Below are 20,915 nucleotides of genomic sequence, written 5' to 3' on the forward strand. Positions count from 1 at the left end.
CGGGCTGGGCTGCGAAGACACGAGGGGCCTCAATCGGGCAGCGCCTGCACCAGCTCGGTGAAATGCGCACCGCGCTTTTCGAAATTCGGGTATTGGTCAAAACTCGCCGCCGCAGGGGCCAGCAATACGGTGTCACCCGCCTCGGCATCCCGCGCGGCGGCAGCGACTGCGGCCTCCATCGTCTCGCAAATCTCGTGAGCGATCCCGAGTTCCAGCGCGAAATCACGCCCCGAATGGCCAATGAAATAGGCTTTCTTCACCGTTCCAACAAACGGCCGGAGCCCGCTCACGCCGCCTTCCTTGCCCAGACCACCGGCAATCCAGCGAATATTGGCAAAGGCCTGCAGAGCCTTGGCCGCGCTGTCCACATTGGTGGCCTTGCTGTCATTGACATAGCGCACACCCGCCTTTTCGGCCACGGTCTGGCTGCGATGCGGCAGGCCGGCGAAGGAGTGGAACGCCTCTTCGATGACCCGCGGACCGATCCCCAGCGCGCGCGTTGCCGCGTAGGCCGCGCAGGCGTTCTGGTGGTTATGCGCCCCGGGCAGGCCCTGGACCTCGCGCAGGTCGATGGAGGCAACCTGCCGCCCCTTGCGCCATTCGGCCAGAAATCCCTTGCGGGCAAAGACAGACCAGCCGAAATCCCCAAGCTTGCGCGCACTGGAGATGCGGATCACACGATCGTCTTCGGGGCCCGTCGCGATCTGGTTGGCAAGATAGACACCCTCAGCCTCATCCACCCCGATAACCGCGCGATCGGGCCCGCCCTCGGCAAACAGCCGCCGCTTGGCCGCGAAATAGCCGCCCATCCCGCCGTGCCGGTCCAGATGATCGGGCGAGAGGTTGGTGAAGACCGCAATGTCGGGGGTCAGCGCGCGGGCCAGATCGGTCTGATACGAGCTGAGTTCAAGCACCACGACCTCGCCATCCTGCGCAGGCTCCAGATCAAGCACCCCGCGTCCGATGTTTCCCGCCATCTGCGTCACCCGGCCGGCCTGTTCCAGAATGTGATGGATCAGCGCGGTGGTGGTGGATTTGCCATTCGACCCCGTCACGCAGATCGTGCGCGGCGCCACGTCGAAATTGTCCCACGCGGCGGTGGCCCAGCTGCGAAAGAACAGCCCGATGTCGTTATCGACCGGAACCCCCGCCGCCATCGCCCGCGCGATCAGCTTGTTGGGCGCCGGATAAAGGTGCGCGATCCCCGGCGATGTAATCAGCGCCGACACCCCGTCCCAGGCATCCGCACGGGTCAGATCGTGGCAGACAAAGCCCGCCGCCTCGGCCCGCGCGCGGCCTTCGGGGCTGTCATCCCAGCACAACGGCTCGGCCCCGCCCGCCCGGAGCGCCGCCGCTGTTGCCAGACCGGACCGGCCCAGCCCCAGCACCGCAACCTTGCAGCCTTCATACCCCAGAACCGGAATCATCGCATACCCCCAGCGTTTGTCGCGGGGGTTTCACACCCCCGCACCCCCGTGGGATATTTGAACCAGAGAGAAGGGGAAAGAGGTTTCAGAGCGGCGCAAGCCCGAGCGCGGCCAGGGTTTGCGCATTTTCGTCCAGCGCCGCGGCACCTTTGGGCGAGAGCGCATAGAGCCCGCGCGCCGGATGATCGAACCAGCCGTAATGATCGGCGCGCATCAGGGTCGCGGCGCGCGCAACCCCGGTGGCGCGCGCCAGATCGGCGGGCTTGCCCGGACCTTTCTGTGCCAGATGATAGGCCAGTCGCAGCGCGTCCTGACGATAGGCGGTCATCCGGGTCTGGCCAGTGGTGCCACCCAGATTGGGGTCCCCCACACGGCGCTCGAACTCGCGCAGCAGACGGCTCGCGCGTTTGGTATTGCGGCGCGGCGCATAGGGGCCGGGGTCGAGATGCGCCTCGACCGTGGATTTCCCCGGATCAACCGCCAGCAGCCCAAGCCCCAGACGGCGGCAGAGCCGCAGAATATCGGCATAGCGCAGTTTCCAGCCGCGCGCAGACGACACGGGCACCGCCAGATAGACATAATCGAACAGCGCCTGACGAGCGGTGCCCTGCATCACCAGCGCCAGCGAAAACGTCAGCTTGAGTTCGACCACCACCGGCGGCTCCTCGCCACGCCGGGCCAGCACGTCGCAATCGCCGATCTCGGCCTTGACGGTATAGCCCTGCGCTTCGAGATAGGCTTTGACAGGCGGGTAGAGATCGGCCTCACGCACGGGCTTCAGCGGATCTTCAGCGTCGCCAGACCGATCAGCGCCAGGATCAGCGAGATGATCCAGAACCGGATCACGATCTGCGCCTCGCCCCAGCCTTTCTTCTCGAAATGGTGGTGGATCGGCGCCATCAGGAAGACCCGCTTGCCGGTGCGCTTGAAATAGAGCACCTGGATGATGACGCTCAGCGCCTCGACCACGAACAGCCCGCCGACGATCGCCAGAACCAGCTCGTGCTTGGTGCAGACCGCGATCGCCCCCAAGGCGCCGCCCAGCGCGAGAGAGCCGGTATCGCCCATGAAGACCGCCGCGGGCGGGGCGTTATACCACAAGAACCCCAGCCCCCCGCCGATCAGCGCGGCGGTGAAGACGAAGATCTCGCCGGTGCCGGGCACGAAATGCACGCCCAGATAATTGGTGAAATCGACGCGCCCGACGATATAGGCGATGGCCCCCAGCGTGCCCGCCGCGATCATCACCGGCATGATCGCCAGCCCGTCGAGCCCGTCGGTCAGGTTAACCGCATTGGCCGCGCCGACGATCACGATCATCGCGAAGGGCACGAACAGGAAGCCCAGATTGATCAGCGCATCCTTGAACACCGGCAGCGCCAGCTGGTTCGACAGATCGGCCGGATGCAGCCAGGCCGCCGCCGCCGCCGCGACCGCCGCAAGGGCCAGCCCCAAGATCATCCGGATGCGCGAGCTGACGCCCTTGACGTTCTGCTTGGTGACCTTGGCGTAATCATCGGCAAACCCGATCAGCGCATAGCCATAGGTCACGCCCAGCACGATCCAGATATACCCGTTGTCGAGCCGCGCCCACAGGAGCGTCGAAACCAGCAGCGCGGACAGGATCAACAGCCCCCCCATCGTCGGGGTGCCCGCCTTGGCGAAATGGGTCTGCGGTCCGTCGGTGCGGATCGGCTGACCCTTGCCCTGCTTGCGGCGCAGAATGTCGATCAGCGGACGCCCGAAAAGGAAGCCGAAGATCAGCGCGGTAAAGAAGGCAGCCCCGGCCCGAAAGGTAATGTATCGGAAGAGATTGAAGAAATCACCACCGTCCGACAGGTTCGCCAGCCAATACAACATTACTCTTTTCCTTTATGAGCCTCGGCCGCGCCGGGCTGCCCGAGTTTTTTCAGCGCGTCAACCACCAGGCTGACTTTCGATCCTTTGGAGCCCTTGACCAGCACCACATCGCCGGCGTCGACCAGATGTGGCGCGCGCTCGGCCAGCGCGCGGGCGGTATCGAACCACTCGCCCCGTTTGGCCCGCGGCAGAACCTCCCACAGCGCGTGCATCCGCGGCCCGGCCAGATGCACGGTATCGACGGCCGCCATGGCCGGGTGGTCGGCGATGGCGGCATGCAGCGCGATCTCATCGGGGCCGAGTTCCAGCATGTCGCCCAGAATCGCCACGCGGCGCCCGTGCTTCACGCGCCCCACCCCGTCGCGGGGGCTGGCTGCGGCCAGCACATCAAGCGCGGCATCCATCGAGGCCGGGTTGGCGTTGAATGCATCGTCGAACAGATCGAAGCTCTGGCCCTCATCGACGATATCCAGATAGATCCGTTCGCGCGCACCGCGGCCCGCGGGCGGCTCCCACAGGCCCATGTCACAGGCGACGACCGCCGGATCGGCGCCGACCGCCTCGGCCAGCGCCAGTACGCCCAAGGCATTGTTTGCGAAATGTTTTCCAGGCGTCATCACCTTGAACAACAGCGGCTGCCCGCCATGTTCGGCCTGCACGATCGTCGCATCGCCCGCAATCCGTGCGGCCGTCAGACGATAGTCCGAGCCCGGTTCCGGCCCGAAGGTCAGAACCCGCGCCGCACCGGCGGCCGCCGCGCGCAGGATCGGGGTGACCGACAGCCCGGTCGGGATGACCGCCACGCCGCCCGGTTCCAGCCCCTCGAAAATCGCACCTTTTTCACGCGCTATCCCGGCCAGATCGGCGAAGGCCTCCAGATGGGCGGGGGCGACAGTGGTGATCATCGCGGCATGCGGACGGGCCATGCGGGCCAGCGGCGCGATCTCTCCGGGGTGGTTCATGCCGATCTCGACCACCGCGAAATCCGCGTCGGCCGGCATCCGCGCCAGCGTGATCGGCACGCCCCAGTGGTTGTTGAAGCTGGCCTCGGCGGCATGGACCTTGCCCTGTGCCGACAAAACCGCGCGCAGCATTTCCTTGGTCGAGGTCTTGCCGACAGACCCCGTGACCGCGATCACCCGGGCGCGTGTCCGCGCCCGACCCGCGCGGCCCAGATCTTCCAGCGCGGCCAGCACATCAGGCACGATCAGCAGCGGATCGGCCTCGGAACAGCCCTCGGGGATGCGGCTGACCAGCGCCGCACTGGCGCCTTTCTTCAGCGCATCGGCTACGAAGTCATGGCCATCGCGCACATCCTTCAGCGCGACGAACAGATCGCCGGGCCGGATCGAGCGGGTGTCGATCGAAATTCCGGTCACCGCAAACGGGCGCGTGGCGCGGCCCCGGGTTGCGGCGGCCGCGTCGGCGGAAGTCCACAAGACAGCCATCAGATTTTCCCATCCAGCGCGGCCACGGCCACGCTTGCCTGTTCGACATCGTCAAACGGGTAGATGTCGGTGCCGATCACCTGCCCCGTTTCATGGCCCTTGCCGCAGATCAGCAACGCGTCGCCCGGCCCCAGCGCATCGACCCCGCGCAGGATCGCCTCGGCGCGGTCGCCGACCTCGGTCGCCTCGGGGCCCGCCCCCTGCAGCACCGCGGCGCGGATCGTGGCCGGGTCTTCGCTGCGCGGGTTGTCATCGGTCACAATCACCAGATCGGCGTTTTCCGCGGCAGCCCGGCCCATCAGCGGGCGCTTGGTGCGATCGCGGTCGCCGCCCGCACCGACAATCGCCACCAGCCGCCCCATCACATGCGGGCGCAGCGCGCGCAGCGCCGTCTGCACCGCGTCGGGGGTGTGCGAATAATCGACGAACACCGTCGCGCCGTTGTCGCGGGTCGCGGCCAGCTGCATCCGCCCGCGCACGGTGGACAGGCGCGGCAGCACGGCAAAGACCTCGGCCGCATCGGCACCGCAGCCGATCGCCAGGGCCGCCGCCGTCAGCACGTTCATCGCCTGAAACCCGCCGATCAGCGGCAGGCGCACCATCTGCGTCTCGCCCAACCAGGAAAACCGCACATCCTGCCCGGTCGCGTCGAAACGCTGGCCCAGCAGGCGCATTTCGCAATCCTCGCCGTGCCCGATGCCAATCACCCGCTGGCCGCGCACGGTGGCGTATTTCGCCAGTTCGGCCCCCTTCGGGTCATCAAGGTTGATAACTGCCACGCCATCCTCGGGCAGCACCCGGGTGAACAGCCCGGCCTTGGCGGCGAAATATTCGTCGAAGGTGGCGTGATAATCCAGATGATCCTGGGTGAAATTGGTAAACGCCGCCGCCGACAGCCGCACGCCGTCCAACCGCCGCTGCGCCAACCCGTGCGAACTGGCCTCCATCGCGGCATGGGTCACCCCGGCGGTGGCCATATCGGACAGCAGCCGGTGCAGGGTGATCGGCTCGGGCGTGGTGTGCGGGGACGGCGCGGAAAAGGCGCCCTCGACCCCGGTGGTGCCGATATTGGCGGCCTCCAGCCCCAGCAACTGCCAGATCTGCCGGGTGAAGGTGGCGACCGAGGTCTTGCCATTGGTGCCGGTCACGGCAACCACGGTCTCGGGCTGGCGACCGAACCACAGCGCCGCCGCAAAGGCCAGCGCCTGACGCGGATCTTCGGTCACCACCAGCGACACGCCCGCCAGCACTGCGCGCGCGATCTCGGCGCCTTCGCGGTCGGTCAGCACGGCCACGGCGCCGCGTTCCAGCGCGGTGGGGATGAATTCGGCGCCATGTGCCTTGGTGCCGGGCAGCGCCGCAAACAGATGGCCCGGGCGCACAAGACGGCTGTCCACGCTAAGCCCGGTGATTTCCGCATCCGCCCCGTGCAATGCCGTCAGGCCAAGTGCGCTGAGCGTTTTGGTTGAGTTGCCCATATCTTGTGCCCCGCTTTTGCCTGCTGCCATTTATCGTGGTGCGCCCCCGCGCGTCAACGCGACGGTCCCTGTAAAAAAGGCGGCAGGCACGGCTTTGCCGATACCCGCCGCCCTGTCCGTTCCCATCCGGTCAGCCTTTGACTTTGACCAGCTGAATCCCTTCGAGCGTCTCGGGATCGGCCTGCGGGCGCAGGCCCAGCAGCGGCGCGACACGGCGGATCACCTCGGCGGCCACCGGAACGGCGGTCCAGCCCGCGGTGCGGCGCGGCTCGCTGCCCGAATTTTCCGACGGCTCGTCCAGCGTCAGGATCAGCACATATTTCGGGTCGGTCACCGGGAAGGTGCCCGCGAAGGTGGCGATCACCTTGTCCTTGTAATAGCCGCCCGTGGGCTTGGCCTTGTCGGCGGTGCCGGTCTTGCCGGCCACCTGATAGCCCTTCACATCCCCGAAAGAGGCGGTGCCGCGGGTCACCACCGCGCGCATCATCGCCAGCGTGCGCCGCGCGACAACCTCGCTCATCACCCGCTCGCCCGGGGCATGATCGGCGTTGTGCACCAGCGTCGGCGTGATCTTGCGCCCGCCGTTGGCCACCGTCGCATAGGCGGCGGCCAGATGCAGCGGGCTGGCCGAAAGGCCGTGACCGTAGCCGATGGTCATTGCCGAGATCTCGGACCATTTCTGCGGAATGATCGGCCGCCCCGTCGGCGCCTCGACCAGTTCGACCGGGGTCGGTTCGAGGAACCCGAGCTTGCCCAGGAATTCACGCTGCCGTTCCGGCCCGATCATCTGCGCGATATGCGCGGTGCCCACGTTCGAGGAATGCACGATCACGTCGGTGACCGAGTTTTCAGCGCCGTAATTGTGGAAATCGCGGATGCGGAACCGGCCATAGACCAGCGGCGTCTTGGTCGAAATCATCGTGCCGGGATTGACCAGCCCCATTTCCATCGCCTGCGCCACGGCAAAGATCTTGAAGGTCGAGCCCAGTTCATAGACCCCCTGCACCGCGCGGTTGAACAGCGGGCTGTCGCCCGCATCGCCCTTGGTCAACGGCGCGGGGCGATCGTTGGGGTCGAAATCGGGCAGGCTGGCCATCGCCACGATCTCGCCGGTCTGCACCTCCATCAGCACGGCGGTCGCGCCCTTGGCATTCATCAGCTTCATCCCGCCCGACAGGATTTCCTCCATCGCGGACTGGATCGTCAGGTCGATCGAGAGCTTGAGCGGCGCGCCCGCATTGGCCGGGTCGCGCAGCCAGCCGTCAAAGGCCTTCTCGACCCCCGCGACGCCGACGATCTCGGCCGAGGACACGCCTTCGGCCCCGAAGCGCGCGCCGCCCAGCACATGCGCCGCCAGCGCGCCGTTGGGATAAAGCCGCATCTCGCGCGGGCCGAACAACAGCCCGGGATCGCCGATGTCATGCACCGCCTGCATCTGCTCGGGGCTAATTTTCTTCTTTATCCACAAGAACTTGCGCGTCCCCGTAAAATCGCGCACCAGCCTGTCGCGATCCAAATCAGGGAAGATCTCGACCAGTTTTTCCGCGGTGTTGACCGGATCGATCAGCATCGGCGGCTGCGCATAGAGCGCGTGGGTCACCAGATTGGTTGCCAGAACGCGGCCCTGCCGGTCGGTGATGTCGGCGCGCTGCGCCATGATCGCGGCGCCGGTATCCGAGAGCTGCGGTTCGACGGGTTCGGACGCGGCCAGCGTCCCCATCCGCAGCCCGACAGTGGTGAAGGCGCCGACGAACAGCAGCCCCATCATCAGCAACCGCCCCTCGGCCACCAGGCGCGAGCGGTCGCGCGTCGCCTCTCCGCGCAGGCGGATGTTTTCACGTTCGATCGTGTCCGGGTTCACCCCCCGGGCGCGGGCGTCCAGAATGCGGGCCAGAGGGCGCAGCGGCGTGCGGATCATTGGGCGGCCTCCTCAACTCCGGTGGCAATCACGTCGATCGGGTCGGTCACCGGCAGCGCCTGCGGATCGGGATAGGCGATCTGCGCCACATCGCCGAACTGCTCGGGCGTCAGCGGCAGCAGCGCCAGCCGGCCGAAATTCATGTTGACCAGTTCGCGCAGCCGGTCGGGCCGGTTCAGATAGGCCCATTCGGCATTCAGCACGCCCAGACCTTCGTGCAGCGAGGCAATCTCGCGCTGCAGCGCGCGCAACTCGCTTTGCTTGTCCTGCGTTTCGTAATTCACCCGATAGGCCCAGAAAGCCAGACCCATGACACAAAGCGCAGTGGCAAGATAGATCAGCGATCTCATCGGTTTTTCCCTTTAAAACCAGTTGGTTTCAGGACAGGTGCAGGCAGGCCCAGGGTGGTGCGGTCGGCCTGGCCCGCAGGGGCGTCCGTGCGCACCGCCACCCGCAACTTGGCAGACCGGGCGCGCGGATTTTCCGCCAGTTCCTGATCGTCGGGGCCAATCGCCTTGGTCAGCAGCCGGAAAGCGGGCGCCTCGGCCTGCTGCACCGGCGCATAGCGCGAGCCCTGCCCGGCCCCGCCGGAGCGTGCCGACAGGAAGCGCTTGACCACACGATCCTCCAGCGAATGGAAGCTGACGACCGCCAGCTTGCCGCCGGGTTTCAAGGCGCGCTCCGCGGCTTCCAGCCCCTCGATCAGCTGGCCGAATTCGTCGTTCACGGCGATGCGGATCGCCTGGAAGCTGCGGGTTGCCGGGTGGCTCTGGCCCGGTTTCGGGCGCGGCAGGCAGCGCTCGATCACCGCCACCAGTTGCAGCGTGGTGGTGAAGGGGCGCGCCGCCACGATGGCCCGCGCGATCCGGCGCGAGGCGCGTTCCTCGCCATAGTGATAAAGGATGTCAGCCAGCGCGCCCTCTTCCAGCGTATTGACCAGATCGGCGGCGCTGGGGCCCGTGTCGGACATCCGCATGTCCAGCGGCCCGTCGCGCAGGAAGGAAAACCCGCGCTCGGGCTGATCGAGCTGCATCGAGCTGACGCCCAGATCCAGCACCACCCCATCGAGCCCCCCGAAACCGCCCTCACCCGGCGCGATCTCGGCAGCATAGCTGTCCAGCTCGGAAAACGTGCCCTCGACCAGCCGCAGGCGGTCGCCATAGGCGCCGCGCCAATCCTCGGCCATGCGAAACACCATCGGATCGCGGTCGACGCCGATCACCAGATCGGCGCCCGCCTCCAGCAGGCCCCGGCTATAGCCGCCCGCGCCGAAGGTGCCATCCAGCCAGCCCCCAGAGACAGGCGCGACCGCCCCGAGGAGCGGCCGCAGCAATACCGGGACATGCGGTGCCTCGGTCATGGCGCCACCTGTGGCAGGTTGACCAGCGGGTCATAATCTTTCGGGCGGTCCATGCGGGTTTCGCGGTCGGCCTCATAGGCCTCGGGGTCCCAGATCTTGAAGGTCGTCCCGGCCGAGGCGAAATAGGCCTCGGACTTCAGGCCGATCTTTTCGCGCAGCTTCTGCGGCAGGACCAGACGGCCGTCGTTGTCGATATCGGTCTGATGCGACAGCTCATACATCTTTTCCTCGACCTCGCGCCGTTCCTGCGACCCACGTTGCATGGCGTCGATCTGATCATCGATCTCATACGCCGCTTCCATGGTAAAGACCTCGAGATATTTCTGCTCGGGCGGACCGTAGACGATGACGATATTGGGGCGTTGGCCGGGCTGCCAGTCGGGATCGCAGGCCTCGATCACGCGGCGGAAAGAGGCAGGGATGGAAACGCGACCCTTCGCGTCCACCTTGAACGTCTCTGACCCTCTGAACCGACGTGCCAAAGGCGCGTGCTCCTGTCCCGTTCCCCCGCCTGGTTTTCAGAAACGAAAACGGCGGATTGGGCTGCTGCCACTGCCCAATCCGCCGCCCTCGTCCCATCTCTGGGTATGTCCGACTGCGCGCGCCACCTGGGGGGATGTCTGCTCGCCCGCGCGCCGGATCTCGTGTGTTCGTGAAGCGGGTGCCTGTATGAAACCTGCTAATTTCGCCGTGAGGTCTTTGTGCCTCGTTAGCCCGTCTTCTCGATGTCCAATTGGTGCCACGGGCCGGGGTGGGAAATCAAGGGAAAAAATGGTCAGCCATGGAAATCCGAGGCCAGATCTGGTTCCAGACCACATTGAAAAACAAGGTCTTGTGGTCAATTTGGCGCCACCATGCGCCAGAAGTAGCGCCCAACTTACACCCAGCCACCAGATATTGTTCCGCAGGCACACCCCATCGAAAGCCCATGAAATCCCAAAGCCCCGCCAAACCTTCTAAAAATATTGCAGCGAGAGCGCTCAGCAGGGCGCATCCATCCAAAATTTCGCGGAATCACGGGCCATCACGCGCCTGCGATTCGCTGTGAACGACGATCCGGTCGCCCGGATTCCATGAATTCCCATAGCCCCGCTCGGAGCCCCTCACATGGCAAAGGGGCGGCCAACCGGCCGCCCCAGCATCAGATCATCGGATTTCGCGCCCCTGCGCGGTCAGATCGCGCCCGATGCGATCAGCCGGGCGGCCAGACCGGCATAGGCCTGCGCTGCGGCCCCCTCGCCCGCCGCCACCGGCGTGCCCGCATCGCCCGCCAGCCGGACTTCCAGATCCAGCGGCAATTCCCCCAGATAAGGAAGCCCCAGCGTCTGCGCCGCCTGCGCCACGCCGCCATGCCCGAAGAGATGCGCCTCATGGCCACAGTTGGGGCAGATATAGGTCGACATGTTCTCGATCAGCCCGATCACCGGCGTGCCCAGACGGCGGAACATATCAAGCGCCTTTTTCGCATCCAGCAACGCCACGTCCTGCGGGGTCGAGACCACGATCGCACCGTCCAGCCTGGTTTTCTGACACAGGGTCAGCTGAATGTCGCCCGTCCCCGGCGGCAGGTCGATGATCAGCACATCCAGCGGGCCGTAATGATCCCATGCCACCTGACCCAGCATCTGCTGCAGCGCCCCCATCAGCATCGGCCCGCGCCAGATCACCGCCTCGTCTTCCTTCAGCATCAAGCCGATCGACATCAGCGTAACGCCATGCGCCTGCAAAGGCAGGATCGTCTTGCCATCGGGCGAGGCCGGGCGCTTGGCGACCCCCATCATCCGCGGCTGGCTCGGCCCGTATATATCGGCATCCAGCAAGCCCACGCGCTTGCCCGCGCGCGCCAGCGCCACGGCCAGGTTCGAACTGACCGTGGATTTTCCGACCCCGCCCTTACCCGAGCCGACCGCGATGATCTTGCGCACCCCAGGCACCGCCATCGGACCGGCCTGCGGCGTCGGATGGCCGCCGATCTTCGGCCCCGCGCCCATGCCCTTGGCCGGGCCCGCCGGAATGACCACCGACAGGCTGCTGACGCCGGGCAGCGCGCGCACGGCAGCCTCGATGGCGGGGCGCGCCGCCTCCAGCATTTCCGGGGAATCGCCCTCCAGAACGAAGCGGACCACGCCCGATTCGACGGCCAGCGCCCGGATCAGATCGCGTGACACAGGGTCACCGCCCCCCGGCAATGGCACGATTCGAAGCGCTTTGAGGACCATTTCCTTGGTAACCGACATGACTATCTCCGCACGATTTCGGGCCGACTGTGGCGTTTTTGCCGCGGGGCGCAAGGGGGCCGGGTAATATGTGCAAACAAAACACTCATTATGACGCGGCGGAAGTTTCTTGAAGCCCGCAAAAAAGGCCTCAAAACGACGCCGGAACGGCATGCACTTTCTGCATAGCAGCATTGCCAGCCCTGCCCATTGTGCAGTCGCAGCATAAGGGCCATGTTAGCCCGAACAGCGATAGAACATCGCAGAACATAACCAATTCAAGGCATCCGCAATGGCACTCGTCCAAGATATCCGCAGCGTTGAGACCGGTCTTTCCGGCCTCTTTGCGGGGCTCTCCGAAGCCCTCGCTCGCCGTCGGGTCTATCGGCAGACCCTGCGCGAACTGCAAGCCCTGTCCACCCGTGAGCTGTCCGATCTGGGCATCCACCGGTCGATGATCACCCGCGTGGCCCAAGAGGCCGCCTACGGCAAGTAATACGGTTCCTGAGGCCCCTCCTCCTCCCTGGGCCTCGGAAATCGGCGGCACCCTCCTCCTCCTCCCTGAGGGTGCCGCCATCAGATACCGGCCACAGCCCCGCAAGGGGCACGCCGGACGCCGAAGCGAAGGCCCCCTCCTCCTCCCTGGGGTCTCGTGATGAAGGCGGCGGCCCCCTCCTCCTCCCTGGGGCCGCCGCGCTTCGCCTCCCCGCGGCGGGAACAGACATTCGGGCGCCAACGCCCAACCGAACACGAAAGGCCCCTCCTCCTCCCTGGGCTGATCGTTACAGGCGGCACTCTCCTCCTCCTCCCTGAGGGTGCCGCCACCTCATACCGGGCCCCTTCCTCCTCCCTGGGTCCGGGACGGCCGCCCTCTTCCTCCTCCCTGAGGGCGGACAAAATACCGAAGGCCCCCTCCTCCTCCCTGGGGTCGTCGGAAACGATGACGGCGGCGCCCCTCCTCCTCCCTGGGCGCCGCCGTTTTCTTTTGCGCGCTTGCCTGCGGCCCCCGGGCGAGGCATGGAAGAACGAAAGCGAGCGAGGGTGCCATGCTGTCCTATCAACATATCTATCACGCCGGGAACCTGGCCGATGTGCACAAGCATGCGCTGCTGGCGGTGATGCTTGACTACCTGACGCGCAAGGACAAACCGCTCAGCTATCTGGAAACCCATTCCGGGCGCGGGCTTTATGCACTGGATGCCGCCGAGGCGCTGAAGACCGGCGAGGCGGCGCAGGGCATCGCCCGGGTTGAAAAACAGGGCTGGTTCGCGCCCGATCACCCCTACACCCGCGCGCTGGCCGCGACCCGCGCCGCGCATGGCCCCGCGGCTTATCCCGGCTCTCCGCTGATTGCCGCGCAGCTGCTGCGCCCGACCGACACGATCCAGCTGTGCGAATTGCACCCGCAGGAGTTTGCCGCGCTGAAAACCGCGATAGCGCCGCATGGCGGGATCTTCCATCAGAAGGACGGGCTGGAAATGGCGCTGGCGTTATGCCCGCCGACGCCGCGCCGCGGGCTGCTGCTGATCGACCCGAGCTATGAGGTGAAGGCCGATTACGAGGCGATCCCCAAGCTGATCGGCCATGTCGCGCGGAAATGGAACGTCGGCGTCATCGCGCTGTGGTATCCGGTGCTGGACGGGCGCGTTGCGGCCTCGGGGGCGCAGCGCGCGATGGTCACCCGCCTGCGCGCCGAACACCCCGAGGCGCTGATCCACGAAGTCCGCTTCCCGCCCGCCCGCGAAGGCCATGGCATGATCGGGTCCGGCATGGTCGTGCTGAATCCGCCATGGGGGCTGGAGGGCGAGGCCAAACGCCTGACCGGATTGTTCAAGACGCTCTAACAGGCCGCGCGCTCAGCCTGCCAGGAACGGGATCGGCAGGCCGAACGCCTCGGCCAGCAGGACGAAGTTCAGCCCCAGCACCACCACCGCGCCCACTCCGGCCAACGCGCGCACCAGACGGGGGGCGACGAATTCGCCCATGATGTCGCGCCGCGCGCTGAAGATGATCAGCGCGATCATCGGCACCGGCAGTGCGATCGACAGGATCACCTGACTGACCACCAGCGCCTGCGTCGCGTTCACCCCGGCGGCCACCACGGCGAATGCCGGCACCATCGTGACCATCCGGCGCAGCCAGATCGGCACCCGCACCCGCAAGAAGCCCTGCATGATCATCTGCCCCGCCATCGTGCCCACGACCGAGCTGGAAATCCCCGACGCGATCAGCGAGGCCAGGAACATCCCCGCCGCCGCCGCGCCCAGAAGCGGCGTCAGCGTGTGATAGGCGGTCTCGATCTCGGCCACCTCGGCATGGCCCTGATGGAAGGCCGAAGCCGCCATCATCACCATCGCCATGTTCACCATCCCGGCCACGGCCAGCGCCAGCACCACCTCGACATTCGAGAAGCGCAGCACCCGGCGCCGTTCCTGAACCGAGCGCACGGCGGCGCGCGATTGCGTCAGCCCGGAATGCAGATAGATCGCATGCGGCATCACCGTGGCCCCGATGATCCCCACCGCAATCGTCAGCGCGGCGGCATCGGCCAGTTCTGGCGTGACCATCCCCATGCCCGCGGCCGCCCAGTCGACCGGCGCGATCAGGATCTCGGCCAGATAGCACAGCCCGATCACCCCCACGAGCGCCCCGATGATCAGCTCCATCGGGCGGAAGCCTTTGCTTTCGAACATCAAGATCGCATAGGTGACGATCGCGGTGATCGCCATGCCGACGATCAGCGGCAGATTGAACAGAAGCGCCAGACCGATCGCGCCCCCCAGAAATTCGGCCAGATCGGTTGCCATCGCGGCAATCTCGCTGACCGCCCACATCACCCAGACGACCGGGCGCGGGAAGTTGTCGCGCGACAGCTCGGCCAGGTTCTTGCCGGTCACGATGCCCAGCCGCGCCGACAGCGCCTGAAACAACATCGCGATCAGATTGGCCAGCAGCACGACCCACAGCAGCCCATAGCCATAGCCCGCGCCCGCCTGAATGTTCGTCGCGTAATTGCCCGGGTCCATATAGGCGACCGAGGCGATGATCGCCGGGCCAGCAAACAGCAACCGGCTGCGCAGACCGCCACGCTCTCCGGCCAGAACAGCCGCCATCCCGCTTTGCGTGCGCTGCGAAAGGGTCTGCGTCGGGGCATTTTTGTCGGTCATGTCGCTCTCTTTATAGCCGTCGGGCGAAGAAATAGCCTATGCTATATTTTTCGCAACCCCAAATCTTGCGGCGTGCGACCGGCTCACGCAGTCGGGATAATCCGCTGGCCGCAGGGCGCCCCCGCCGCTATAAGATTTCCCCGACAGATGCCCCAAGGACCGCGCGTGCCCCAAGACAGCCCCTCCCCCGCCGATCAGGCCGACCGTTTCGCCCGCGCCCGCGAGGTGCAGGCCGTGGCACTGCTGGAAGATTACGTCGAGATGATCGGCGATCTGATCGCCGAGATGGGCGAAGCGCGGGTGGCCGACATCGCCGCGCGCATGGGGGTGGCGCAGCCAACGGCAACCAAGGCAATCGCCCGGCTCAAGCGCGAGGGGCTGGCGACATCGCGCCCCTATCGCGGGGTTTTCCTGACCGAAGCCGGGGCCGAGATGGCCGAGCGGGTGCGCGCACGCCATCGCACGGTGGTAGAGTTGCTGATCGCGGTGGGCGTGCCCGCAGAAACCGCCGAACTGGATGCCGAAGGGATCGAGCATCATGTCTCGGACCGGACGCTGCGCGCGTTCGAAGCGTTTCTGGCTGCCGCGCGGCACTAGGCACCGCCAGCCATGCAGTTTGCGCCGAAAGCTATGCCCTCAGCGCATATCAGCCCGAATTAGACAATGCCTAAATAACGTGCTTCCTCTGCGGGAACCCGGTATGCGTTGGTATGCCCGCCTGCCGCTTGCCCTGAGGAGGTCACCCGTGCTCACCAATCCCCGCCTGCGTCATTCCGGCCTGCGCGCCAAGGTCATGTCCGCCGCTGATGCCGCGGCGCTGATCCCTTCGGGGGCGACAATCGGGATGAGCGGCTTCACCGGGTCGGGCTATCCCAAGGCGGTGCCGCTGGCGCTGGCCGCGCGGATCGAGGCCGAGCATGCCGCGGGCCGCCCGTTCAAGGTCAGCATCTGGTCCGGCGCCTCGACCGGGCCGGAGCTGGACGGCGCGCTGGCCAAGGCCGATGGCATCGACTACCGGCTGCCCTACAACTCGGACCCGATCGCGCGCGAAAAGATCAACGCGGGCACGATGCAGTATTTCGACATGCACCTGAGCCAGGTCGCCCCGATGGCCTGGCAGGGGTTCCTGGGACCGCTGGACACCGCCGTGATCGAGGTCTCGGGGATTACCGAAGACGGCGCGCTGATCCCCTCGTCCTCGATCGGCAACAACAAGACATGGCTTGATATTGCAGACAAAATCATCCTCGAGGTGAACAGCTGGCAATCCCCCGCGCTCGACGGGATGCATGACATCTACTATGGCACCGCGCTGCCGCCGCACCGCACGCCGATCCCGCTGGTGCGCGCCGATGACCGCATCGGCCAGCCGCATTTCCGCGTCGATCCGTCCAAGATCGTGGCCATCGTCGAAACCGACAGCCCCGACCGCAACGCCCCCTTCGCCAAGCCCGACGCCGTGGCCAATGCGATCGCCGGGCACCTGCTGGAATTCTTCCGCCACGAGGTCGCCCGCGGCCGCCTGCCCGCCAGCCTGCTGCCGCTGCAATCCGGCGTCGGCAATGTTACCAACGCCGTTCTGGCCGGGCTGATGGATGGCCCGTTCGAGCAGATGACCGCCTTCACCGAGGTGATCCAGGACGGCATGCTCGACATGATCGAGGCCGGCAAGCTGCGCATGGCCTCGGCCACGGCTTTCTCGCTCAGCCCAGAAATGGCGATGCGCTTCAACACCGAGGCGCACCGTTTCCGCGACAAGCTGATTCTGCGCCCGCAGGAAATCTCGAACCACCCCGAACTGGTGCGCCGTCTGGGCTGCCTTGCGATGAACGGGCTGATCGAGGCCGACATCTACGGCAACGTCAATTCGACGCATGTGATGGGGTCTCGCATCCAGAACGGCATCGGTGGTTCCGGCGATTTCGCGCGCAACGCCTATGTGTCGATCTTTATGACCCCCTCGACCGCGAAGGGCGGCAAGATCTCGGCCATCGTGCCGCAGGTCGCGCATACCGATCACATCAGCCAGGATGTGCAGGTGCTGGTGACCGAACAGGGGCTGGCCGATCTGCGCGGTCTGGCGCCGAAGGCCCGCGCGAAACTGATTATCGAACGCTGCGCGCATCCCGCGTATCGCGACCAGCTGGCCGATTATTTCGCCCGCGCGCAGGCCCATTCCTACGGCCAGCACGCGCCGAATATCCTGTCCGAGGCGCTGAGCTGGCATCAGCGCTTCGTCGAAACCGGCACGATGCAGCGCTGAACGGCCGTTAAGCGCGCCTTAATCCCCGGGCGCTAGGCTCGGCAGGCCCAACCAGAGCCCGCCGATGCCCCTGACCATCTATGCCCTCGACAATCAGTTCGCTGCCGCGACCGGCAGCAATGTGAACAACGGTCCGGGCACATCGACCTTCGATTACCCGCCGAACTCGACCAAGGATCTGGTGATTTCCTCGCAGCCGGGGGATGAGACGCCTTTCATCTTCTCGCCCGGCGACACCTATACGCTCAGCTTCGGCGGCAATGGTGGCGCGACGATCCAGGACGCCGTGGTGATCCGCTCGGACCCGGTCGATGTCGGCGGCGATCAGGGCTGGGCGGTGGTCTTCGAAGGGCTCGATCAGAACGGCGATCTTGTGCAGGTTGTCTGGTCCCCGGAATTCGATCTGGAAAAGTGGTATTGGGATCATTACAGCGGCGGCAACCCGCCCGGTTTCTATACCGCCGACGCGGCCGCCGCGACCTATGCCGCGCCCTGTTTCGCGCCGGATACCTTGATCGAGACCGCATCGGGCGCCCGCCCTGTGGGCCGTCTGGCGCTTGGGGATCGGGTGCTGACCCGCGATCACGGGCCGCAGCCGGTGCTGTGGGTCGCCCGGGCCGAGGTGCCCGGCCAGGGGCGCGGCGCGCCGGTCTGGTTTGAACGCGACATCCTGGGTAATACCGCCCCGCTGGAACTGAGCCAGCAACACCGCATCCTGCTGTCCGGCCCCGAGGTCGCCGCCCGCCATGGCGTGCCCGAAGTGCTGGCCCCCGCGATCAGCTTCGTGAACGGCGCCACGATCCGTCTCGCGCCCCGCCCCCGCATGGCCTATGTCCACCTGCTGCTCCCCCGCCACGAGGTGCTGAGCGCGCAAGGCATGGCGGTGGAAAGCCTGCTGATGGGGCGGCAGGCGAAATTCATGATGGCCCGGTTGCAGACCCGGCTACCCGAGCCGCTGATGCTGCGCAACTACACCCCGGCGCGCCCGTTGCTGACCCGCCGGCAGGGCGCCGATCTGTGGGCCGCGATCACCCAAGCCAACGGCCAAAAACGCGCGATGTTCCTGGCCAGCAAAAAACCGGGACGCGGCGTTTATGTCCTGCCCGCGCGCCCGTCCGGCAACTTGCCGACATGGCAGGCGATCGGCGGGCTGGAAGCCTACGCCCATCTGCTGCGCGGGGCCGATCCCGCCCCTGATCGCCCGGTGTCACCTGTTCAGAACGGCACGTCCCCGGCCTGATCGGCCGGCACCACGAACGACGCCAGAAGCCGCTTTTCGCCCCCCTTGTCAAAGGCCACCACGATCTTGTCGCCATCGGCCCCGGTGACCTCACCATAACCGAATTTCTTGTGAAACACCCGCTCGCCCGGCTCGAACTCCGGCCCGTCAGCAACGGGCGCAATCGCCCCGCGGCGCTGCGGCTGGCTGGTCACACCACGACTTTCCATCCGCTTCCAGCCCGGCGAGTTATAGACATCGGCCCGGGTCGCCCGCTCGTCGATACTGCTATGCCCGCGCCCGCCGCCAAAGCCGCCCGCCGCGCCAAAACCGCCCCCGTAGAGCCCCGGCGGGGTCAGCACCTCGACATGGCGCACCGGCAATTCGTCGATGAAGCGCGAGGGCAGCTGGCTTTGCCACTGGCCATAGACCCGCCGGTTGCCCGCAAAGGAAATCGTGCACAACTCCTCGGCCCGGGTGATGCCGACATAGGCCAGACGGCGTTCCTCCTCGATAGCCTTTTGCCCGCTCTCGTCCATCGCGCGCTGGCTGGGGAACAGCCCGTCCTCCCAGCCCGGCAGAAACACCACCGGAAATTCCAACCCCTTGGCCGCGTGCAGTGTCATGATCGTGACCTTGGGCTCGTCGCCCGTGCGGTCATTGTCCATGATCAGCGAAACATGTTCCAGAAACCCTTGCAGATTTTCGAACTGTTCCAAGGCCTTGACCAGTTCCTTCAGGTTGTCGAGCCGCCCCGGCGCCTCGGGCGTCTTGTCGTTCATCCACATCTGGGTGTAGCCCGATTCCTCCAGAATCTGCTCCACCAGACGGATGTGCGACTGGTCATTGGCCGCACGCACCGGCACCGCATCGGGGTCCGCCTCGATCACGGCGTCGTCCTCTTCGCCCAGCGACACCACCGGCACCGGCCCGGCGGATTGCACCGCCGCATGCCAGCGAGCGATATTCTCGACGAAGCCGCGCAATTGTCCCGCGGCCTTGCCGGTGATCTCGCCCTGTTGCAGCAGCAGCCGCGCCGCATCGAACAGGCTGATCCCGTTGTCGCGCGCCACCGCCTGAATCCGCGCCTGCGCCTTGTCGCCCAACCCGCGCTTGGGCGTGTTCACCACCCGCTCGAAGGCCAGATCGTCATCGGGGCTGACCGCCAGCCGGCAATAGGCCATCGCATCGCGGATCTCGAGCCGTTCGTAAAACCGCGGCCCGCCGATCACCCGATAGGGCAGCCCGATGGTCAGGAAACGGTCCTCGAAGGCGCGCATCTGGTGGCTCGCGCGCACCAGAATGGCCTGCCCGTCCAGATCGACCGGCGCCAGCCCGCGGGTGCCACGCTGCAGCGCCTCGATCTCTTCGCCGATCCAGCGCGCCTCTTCCTCGCCGTCCCAGTGGCCGATCAGGCGCACCTTCTCGCCGCCCTTCGCCTCGGTCCACAGGGTCTTGCCCAGCCGCCCCTGATTGGCCGAAATCAACCCCGAGGCCGCGCCCAGAATATGCTCGGTCGAGCGATAATTCTGTTCCAGCCGCACCACATGCGCGCCCGGAAAATCCTTTTCGAACCGCAGGATGTTGCCGACCTCGGCGCCACGCCAGCCATAGATCGACTGGTCGTCATCCCCCACGCAACAGATGTTGCGATGCCCCTGCGCCAAGAGCCGCAGCCACAGATACTGGGCGACGTTGGTATCCTGATATTCGTCGACCAGAATGTATTTGAACCAGCGCTGATACTGCGCCAGCAGGTCGGGCGCGGCCTGAAAGATCGTGATCATATGCAGTAGCAGATCGCCGAAATCGACGGCGTTGAGCGTGCGCAGACGGTCCTGATAGGCGGCGTAAAGCTCGGACCCGCGGTTGTTGAACTCGGCCGTATCCCGGCCCTTCACCCGCTCGGGCGTCAGCGCGCGGTTCTTCCAGCCGTCGATGATCCCGGCCAGCATCCGCGCGGGCCAGCGTTTTTCGTCCATATTGGCGGCGAGGATCAACTGCTTGAGCAGCCGGATCTGATCGTCCGTATCCAGGATGGTGAAATTCGCGCGCAGGCCGACCATCTCGGCATGACGGCGCAGCAGTTTCACGCAGACCGAGTGGAACGTGCCCATCCAGGGCATGCCTTCGGGACCGGTGCCCAACAGATGCCCGACGCGTTCCTTCATCTCGCGCGCGGCCTTGTTGGTAAAGGTCACCGCCAGAATTTCATTCGGACGCGCCCGCCCGGTATGGATCAGATGCGCGATGCGGCAGGTCAGTGCCTTGGTCTTGCCCGTGCCCGCCCCCGCCAGCATCAGCACCGGCCCGTCGAGCGTCTCGACCGCCGCGCGCTGTGCGGGGTTCAGCCCCTCCAGATAGGGCGCGGGGCCCCGCGCGCCCATCATCGCGCGCTGCGACAGGCTCAGCGCGCCTTCGAAAGCATCGGTGTCATCATATCCGCTCATGGCCACAATCTAGCGATCCCACACGGCAAGGCCAAGGCATGTTCTCCTATTGTTCAAGAAAAACCCCGCGTGGGCATGGGGGCGCTGCCCCCGCGCGTGCCGCGCTCCC

At 66.2% G+C, this 20,915-nt stretch carries 17 protein-coding genes; 5 read left to right on the forward strand and 12 right to left on the reverse strand.

All coding sequences use genetic code 11. The features are described 5' to 3' along the window. Nucleotides 1-29: 29 nt before the first annotated feature. From murD to P2G62_RS01630, 10 genes are all read right to left on the reverse strand, one after another. Nucleotides 30-1,427: a UDP-N-acetylmuramoyl-L-alanine--D-glutamate ligase gene (gene murD, locus P2G62_RS01585; protein ID WP_275733097.1), complete on the reverse strand. Its 1,398-nt coding sequence runs from the start codon at nt 1,425-1,427 to the stop codon at nt 30-32. An 85-nt stretch (nt 1,428-1,512) separates the two neighbouring features. After that, nucleotides 1,513-2,199, reverse strand: coding sequence for a DUF2161 family putative PD-(D/E)XK-type phosphodiesterase (locus P2G62_RS01590; RefSeq protein WP_345799258.1), 687 nt, complete (start codon nt 2,197-2,199; stop codon nt 1,513-1,515). 5 nt (nt 2,200-2,204) lie between these two features. Continuing rightward, complete coding sequence (gene mraY / locus P2G62_RS01595; RefSeq protein ID WP_275733098.1) at nt 2,205-3,287, reverse strand: phospho-N-acetylmuramoyl-pentapeptide-transferase; 1,083 nt, start codon at nt 3,285-3,287, stop codon at nt 2,205-2,207. Continuing rightward, nucleotides 3,287-4,735 (reverse strand): UDP-N-acetylmuramoyl-tripeptide--D-alanyl-D-alanine ligase, encoded by a 1,449-nt coding sequence (murF, locus tag P2G62_RS01600; RefSeq protein ID WP_275733099.1) that lies wholly within the window; start codon nt 4,733-4,735, stop codon nt 3,287-3,289. The genes mraY and murF overlap by 1 nt, the downstream gene beginning before the upstream one ends. Next, a complete protein-coding gene (locus P2G62_RS01605; protein ID WP_275733100.1) occupies nt 4,735-6,213 on the reverse strand; it encodes a UDP-N-acetylmuramoyl-L-alanyl-D-glutamate--2,6-diaminopimelate ligase in 1,479 nt (492 codons plus the stop codon). The genes murF and P2G62_RS01605 overlap by 1 nt, the downstream gene beginning before the upstream one ends. Before the next feature lie 130 nt (nt 6,214-6,343). Further along, nucleotides 6,344-8,131, reverse strand: coding sequence for a penicillin-binding protein 2 (locus tag P2G62_RS01610; protein WP_275733101.1), 1,788 nt, complete (start codon nt 8,129-8,131; stop codon nt 6,344-6,346). Next, nucleotides 8,128-8,481: a cell division protein FtsL gene (locus P2G62_RS01615; RefSeq protein ID WP_275733102.1), complete on the reverse strand. Its 354-nt coding sequence runs from the start codon at nt 8,479-8,481 to the stop codon at nt 8,128-8,130. The genes P2G62_RS01610 and P2G62_RS01615 overlap by 4 nt, the downstream gene beginning before the upstream one ends. Beyond that, nucleotides 8,478-9,491 carry a 16S rRNA (cytosine(1402)-N(4))-methyltransferase RsmH gene (rsmH, locus tag P2G62_RS01620; protein WP_275733103.1) on the reverse strand — a complete coding sequence of 338 codons (1,014 nt, stop codon included), beginning with the start codon at nt 9,489-9,491 and terminating at the stop codon, nt 8,478-8,480. Before rsmH ends, P2G62_RS01615 begins: the two co-directional genes overlap by 4 nt. Beyond that, nucleotides 9,488-9,937, reverse strand: a complete 450-nt coding sequence (locus tag P2G62_RS01625; RefSeq protein ID WP_275733104.1) for a cell division/cell wall cluster transcriptional repressor MraZ — start codon at nt 9,935-9,937, stop codon at nt 9,488-9,490. The genes rsmH and P2G62_RS01625 overlap by 4 nt, the downstream gene beginning before the upstream one ends. Nucleotides 9,938-10,663: 726 nt before the next feature. Further along, complete coding sequence (locus P2G62_RS01630) at nt 10,664-11,728, reverse strand: Mrp/NBP35 family ATP-binding protein (RefSeq protein WP_275733105.1); 1,065 nt, start codon at nt 11,726-11,728, stop codon at nt 10,664-10,666. Between the two features lie 271 nt (nt 11,729-11,999). Here P2G62_RS01630 and P2G62_RS01635 point away from each other — a divergent pair, with 271 nt between their 5' ends. Both P2G62_RS01635 and rlmJ read left to right on the forward strand, forming a co-directional pair. Next, complete coding sequence (locus tag P2G62_RS01635; RefSeq protein ID WP_275733106.1) at nt 12,000-12,203, forward strand: DUF1127 domain-containing protein; 204 nt, start codon at nt 12,000-12,002, stop codon at nt 12,201-12,203. 550 nt (nt 12,204-12,753) lie between these two features. Next, nucleotides 12,754-13,551, forward strand: coding sequence for a 23S rRNA (adenine(2030)-N(6))-methyltransferase RlmJ (gene rlmJ / locus P2G62_RS01640; RefSeq protein ID WP_275733107.1), 798 nt, complete (start codon nt 12,754-12,756; stop codon nt 13,549-13,551). 12 nt (nt 13,552-13,563) lie between these two features. On the opposite strand, the gene P2G62_RS01645 is transcribed toward rlmJ, so the two are convergent. Next, nucleotides 13,564-14,874 (reverse strand): Nramp family divalent metal transporter, encoded by a 1,311-nt coding sequence (locus P2G62_RS01645; RefSeq protein ID WP_275733108.1) that lies wholly within the window; start codon nt 14,872-14,874, stop codon nt 13,564-13,566. Between the two features lie 147 nt (nt 14,875-15,021). Here P2G62_RS01645 and mntR point away from each other — a divergent pair, with 147 nt between their 5' ends. The 3 genes from mntR (at nt 15,022) to P2G62_RS01660 (ending at nt 18,377) form a co-directional block, all read left to right on the forward strand. Then, nucleotides 15,022-15,471 carry a manganese-binding transcriptional regulator MntR gene (mntR, locus tag P2G62_RS01650; protein WP_275733109.1) on the forward strand — a complete coding sequence of 150 codons (450 nt, stop codon included), beginning with the start codon at nt 15,022-15,024 and terminating at the stop codon, nt 15,469-15,471. A 196-nt stretch (nt 15,472-15,667) separates the two neighbouring features. Then, nucleotides 15,668-17,137, forward strand: a complete 1,470-nt coding sequence (locus P2G62_RS01655) for an acetyl-CoA hydrolase/transferase family protein (RefSeq protein ID WP_275733216.1) — start codon at nt 15,668-15,670, stop codon at nt 17,135-17,137. Between the two features lie 64 nt (nt 17,138-17,201). Next, complete coding sequence (locus tag P2G62_RS01660; protein ID WP_275733110.1) at nt 17,202-18,377, forward strand: Hint domain-containing protein; 1,176 nt, start codon at nt 17,202-17,204, stop codon at nt 18,375-18,377. Here P2G62_RS01660 and P2G62_RS01665 read toward each other — a convergent pair. After that, entirely contained in the window at nt 18,353-20,806 is a 2,454-nt protein-coding gene (locus P2G62_RS01665) for a UvrD-helicase domain-containing protein (RefSeq protein ID WP_275733111.1), read from the reverse strand. The two genes, P2G62_RS01660 and P2G62_RS01665, sit on opposite strands and share 25 nt — an antisense overlap. Nucleotides 20,807-20,915 lie beyond the last annotated feature (109 nt).

The sequence above is a fragment of the Paenirhodobacter sp. CAU 1674 genome, assembly GCF_029222945.1.
Lineage (GTDB): Bacteria > Pseudomonadota > Alphaproteobacteria > Rhodobacterales > Rhodobacteraceae > Rhodobacter.

What these genes read in the sequence shown, in the direction of transcription:
- murD (WP_275733097.1), bottom strand. Translation starts at nt 1,427, where the DNA reads ATGATTCCGGTTCTGGGGTATGAAGGCTGCAAGGTTGCGGTGCTGGGG.
- mraY (WP_275733098.1), bottom strand. Translation starts at nt 3,287, where the DNA reads ATGTTGTATTGGCTGGCGAACCTGTCGGACGGTGGTGATTTCTTCAAT.
- murF (WP_275733099.1), bottom strand. Translation starts at nt 4,735, where the DNA reads ATGGCTGTCTTGTGGACTTCCGCCGACGCGGCCGCCGCAACCCGGGGC.
- P2G62_RS01605 (WP_275733100.1), bottom strand. Translation starts at nt 6,213, where the DNA reads ATGGGCAACTCAACCAAAACGCTCAGCGCACTTGGCCTGACGGCATTG.
- P2G62_RS01610 (WP_275733101.1), bottom strand. Translation starts at nt 8,131, where the DNA reads ATGATCCGCACGCCGCTGCGCCCTCTGGCCCGCATTCTGGACGCCCGC.
- P2G62_RS01615 (WP_275733102.1), bottom strand. Translation starts at nt 8,481, where the DNA reads ATGAGATCGCTGATCTATCTTGCCACTGCGCTTTGTGTCATGGGTCTG.
- rsmH (WP_275733103.1), bottom strand. Translation starts at nt 9,491, where the DNA reads ATGACCGAGGCACCGCATGTCCCGGTATTGCTGCGGCCGCTCCTCGGG.
- P2G62_RS01630 (WP_275733105.1), bottom strand. Translation starts at nt 11,728, where the DNA reads ATGTCGGTTACCAAGGAAATGGTCCTCAAAGCGCTTCGAATCGTGCCA.
- P2G62_RS01635 (WP_275733106.1), top strand. Translation starts at nt 12,000, where the DNA reads ATGGCACTCGTCCAAGATATCCGCAGCGTTGAGACCGGTCTTTCCGGC.
- rlmJ (WP_275733107.1), top strand. Translation starts at nt 12,754, where the DNA reads ATGCTGTCCTATCAACATATCTATCACGCCGGGAACCTGGCCGATGTG.
- P2G62_RS01645 (WP_275733108.1), bottom strand. Translation starts at nt 14,874, where the DNA reads ATGACCGACAAAAATGCCCCGACGCAGACCCTTTCGCAGCGCACGCAA.
- mntR (WP_275733109.1), top strand. Translation starts at nt 15,022, where the DNA reads ATGCCCCAAGGACCGCGCGTGCCCCAAGACAGCCCCTCCCCCGCCGAT.
- P2G62_RS01655 (WP_275733216.1), top strand. Translation starts at nt 15,668, where the DNA reads ATGTCCGCCGCTGATGCCGCGGCGCTGATCCCTTCGGGGGCGACAATC.
- P2G62_RS01660 (WP_275733110.1), top strand. Translation starts at nt 17,202, where the DNA reads ATGCCCCTGACCATCTATGCCCTCGACAATCAGTTCGCTGCCGCGACC.
- P2G62_RS01665 (WP_275733111.1), bottom strand. Translation starts at nt 20,806, where the DNA reads ATGAGCGGATATGATGACACCGATGCTTTCGAAGGCGCGCTGAGCCTG.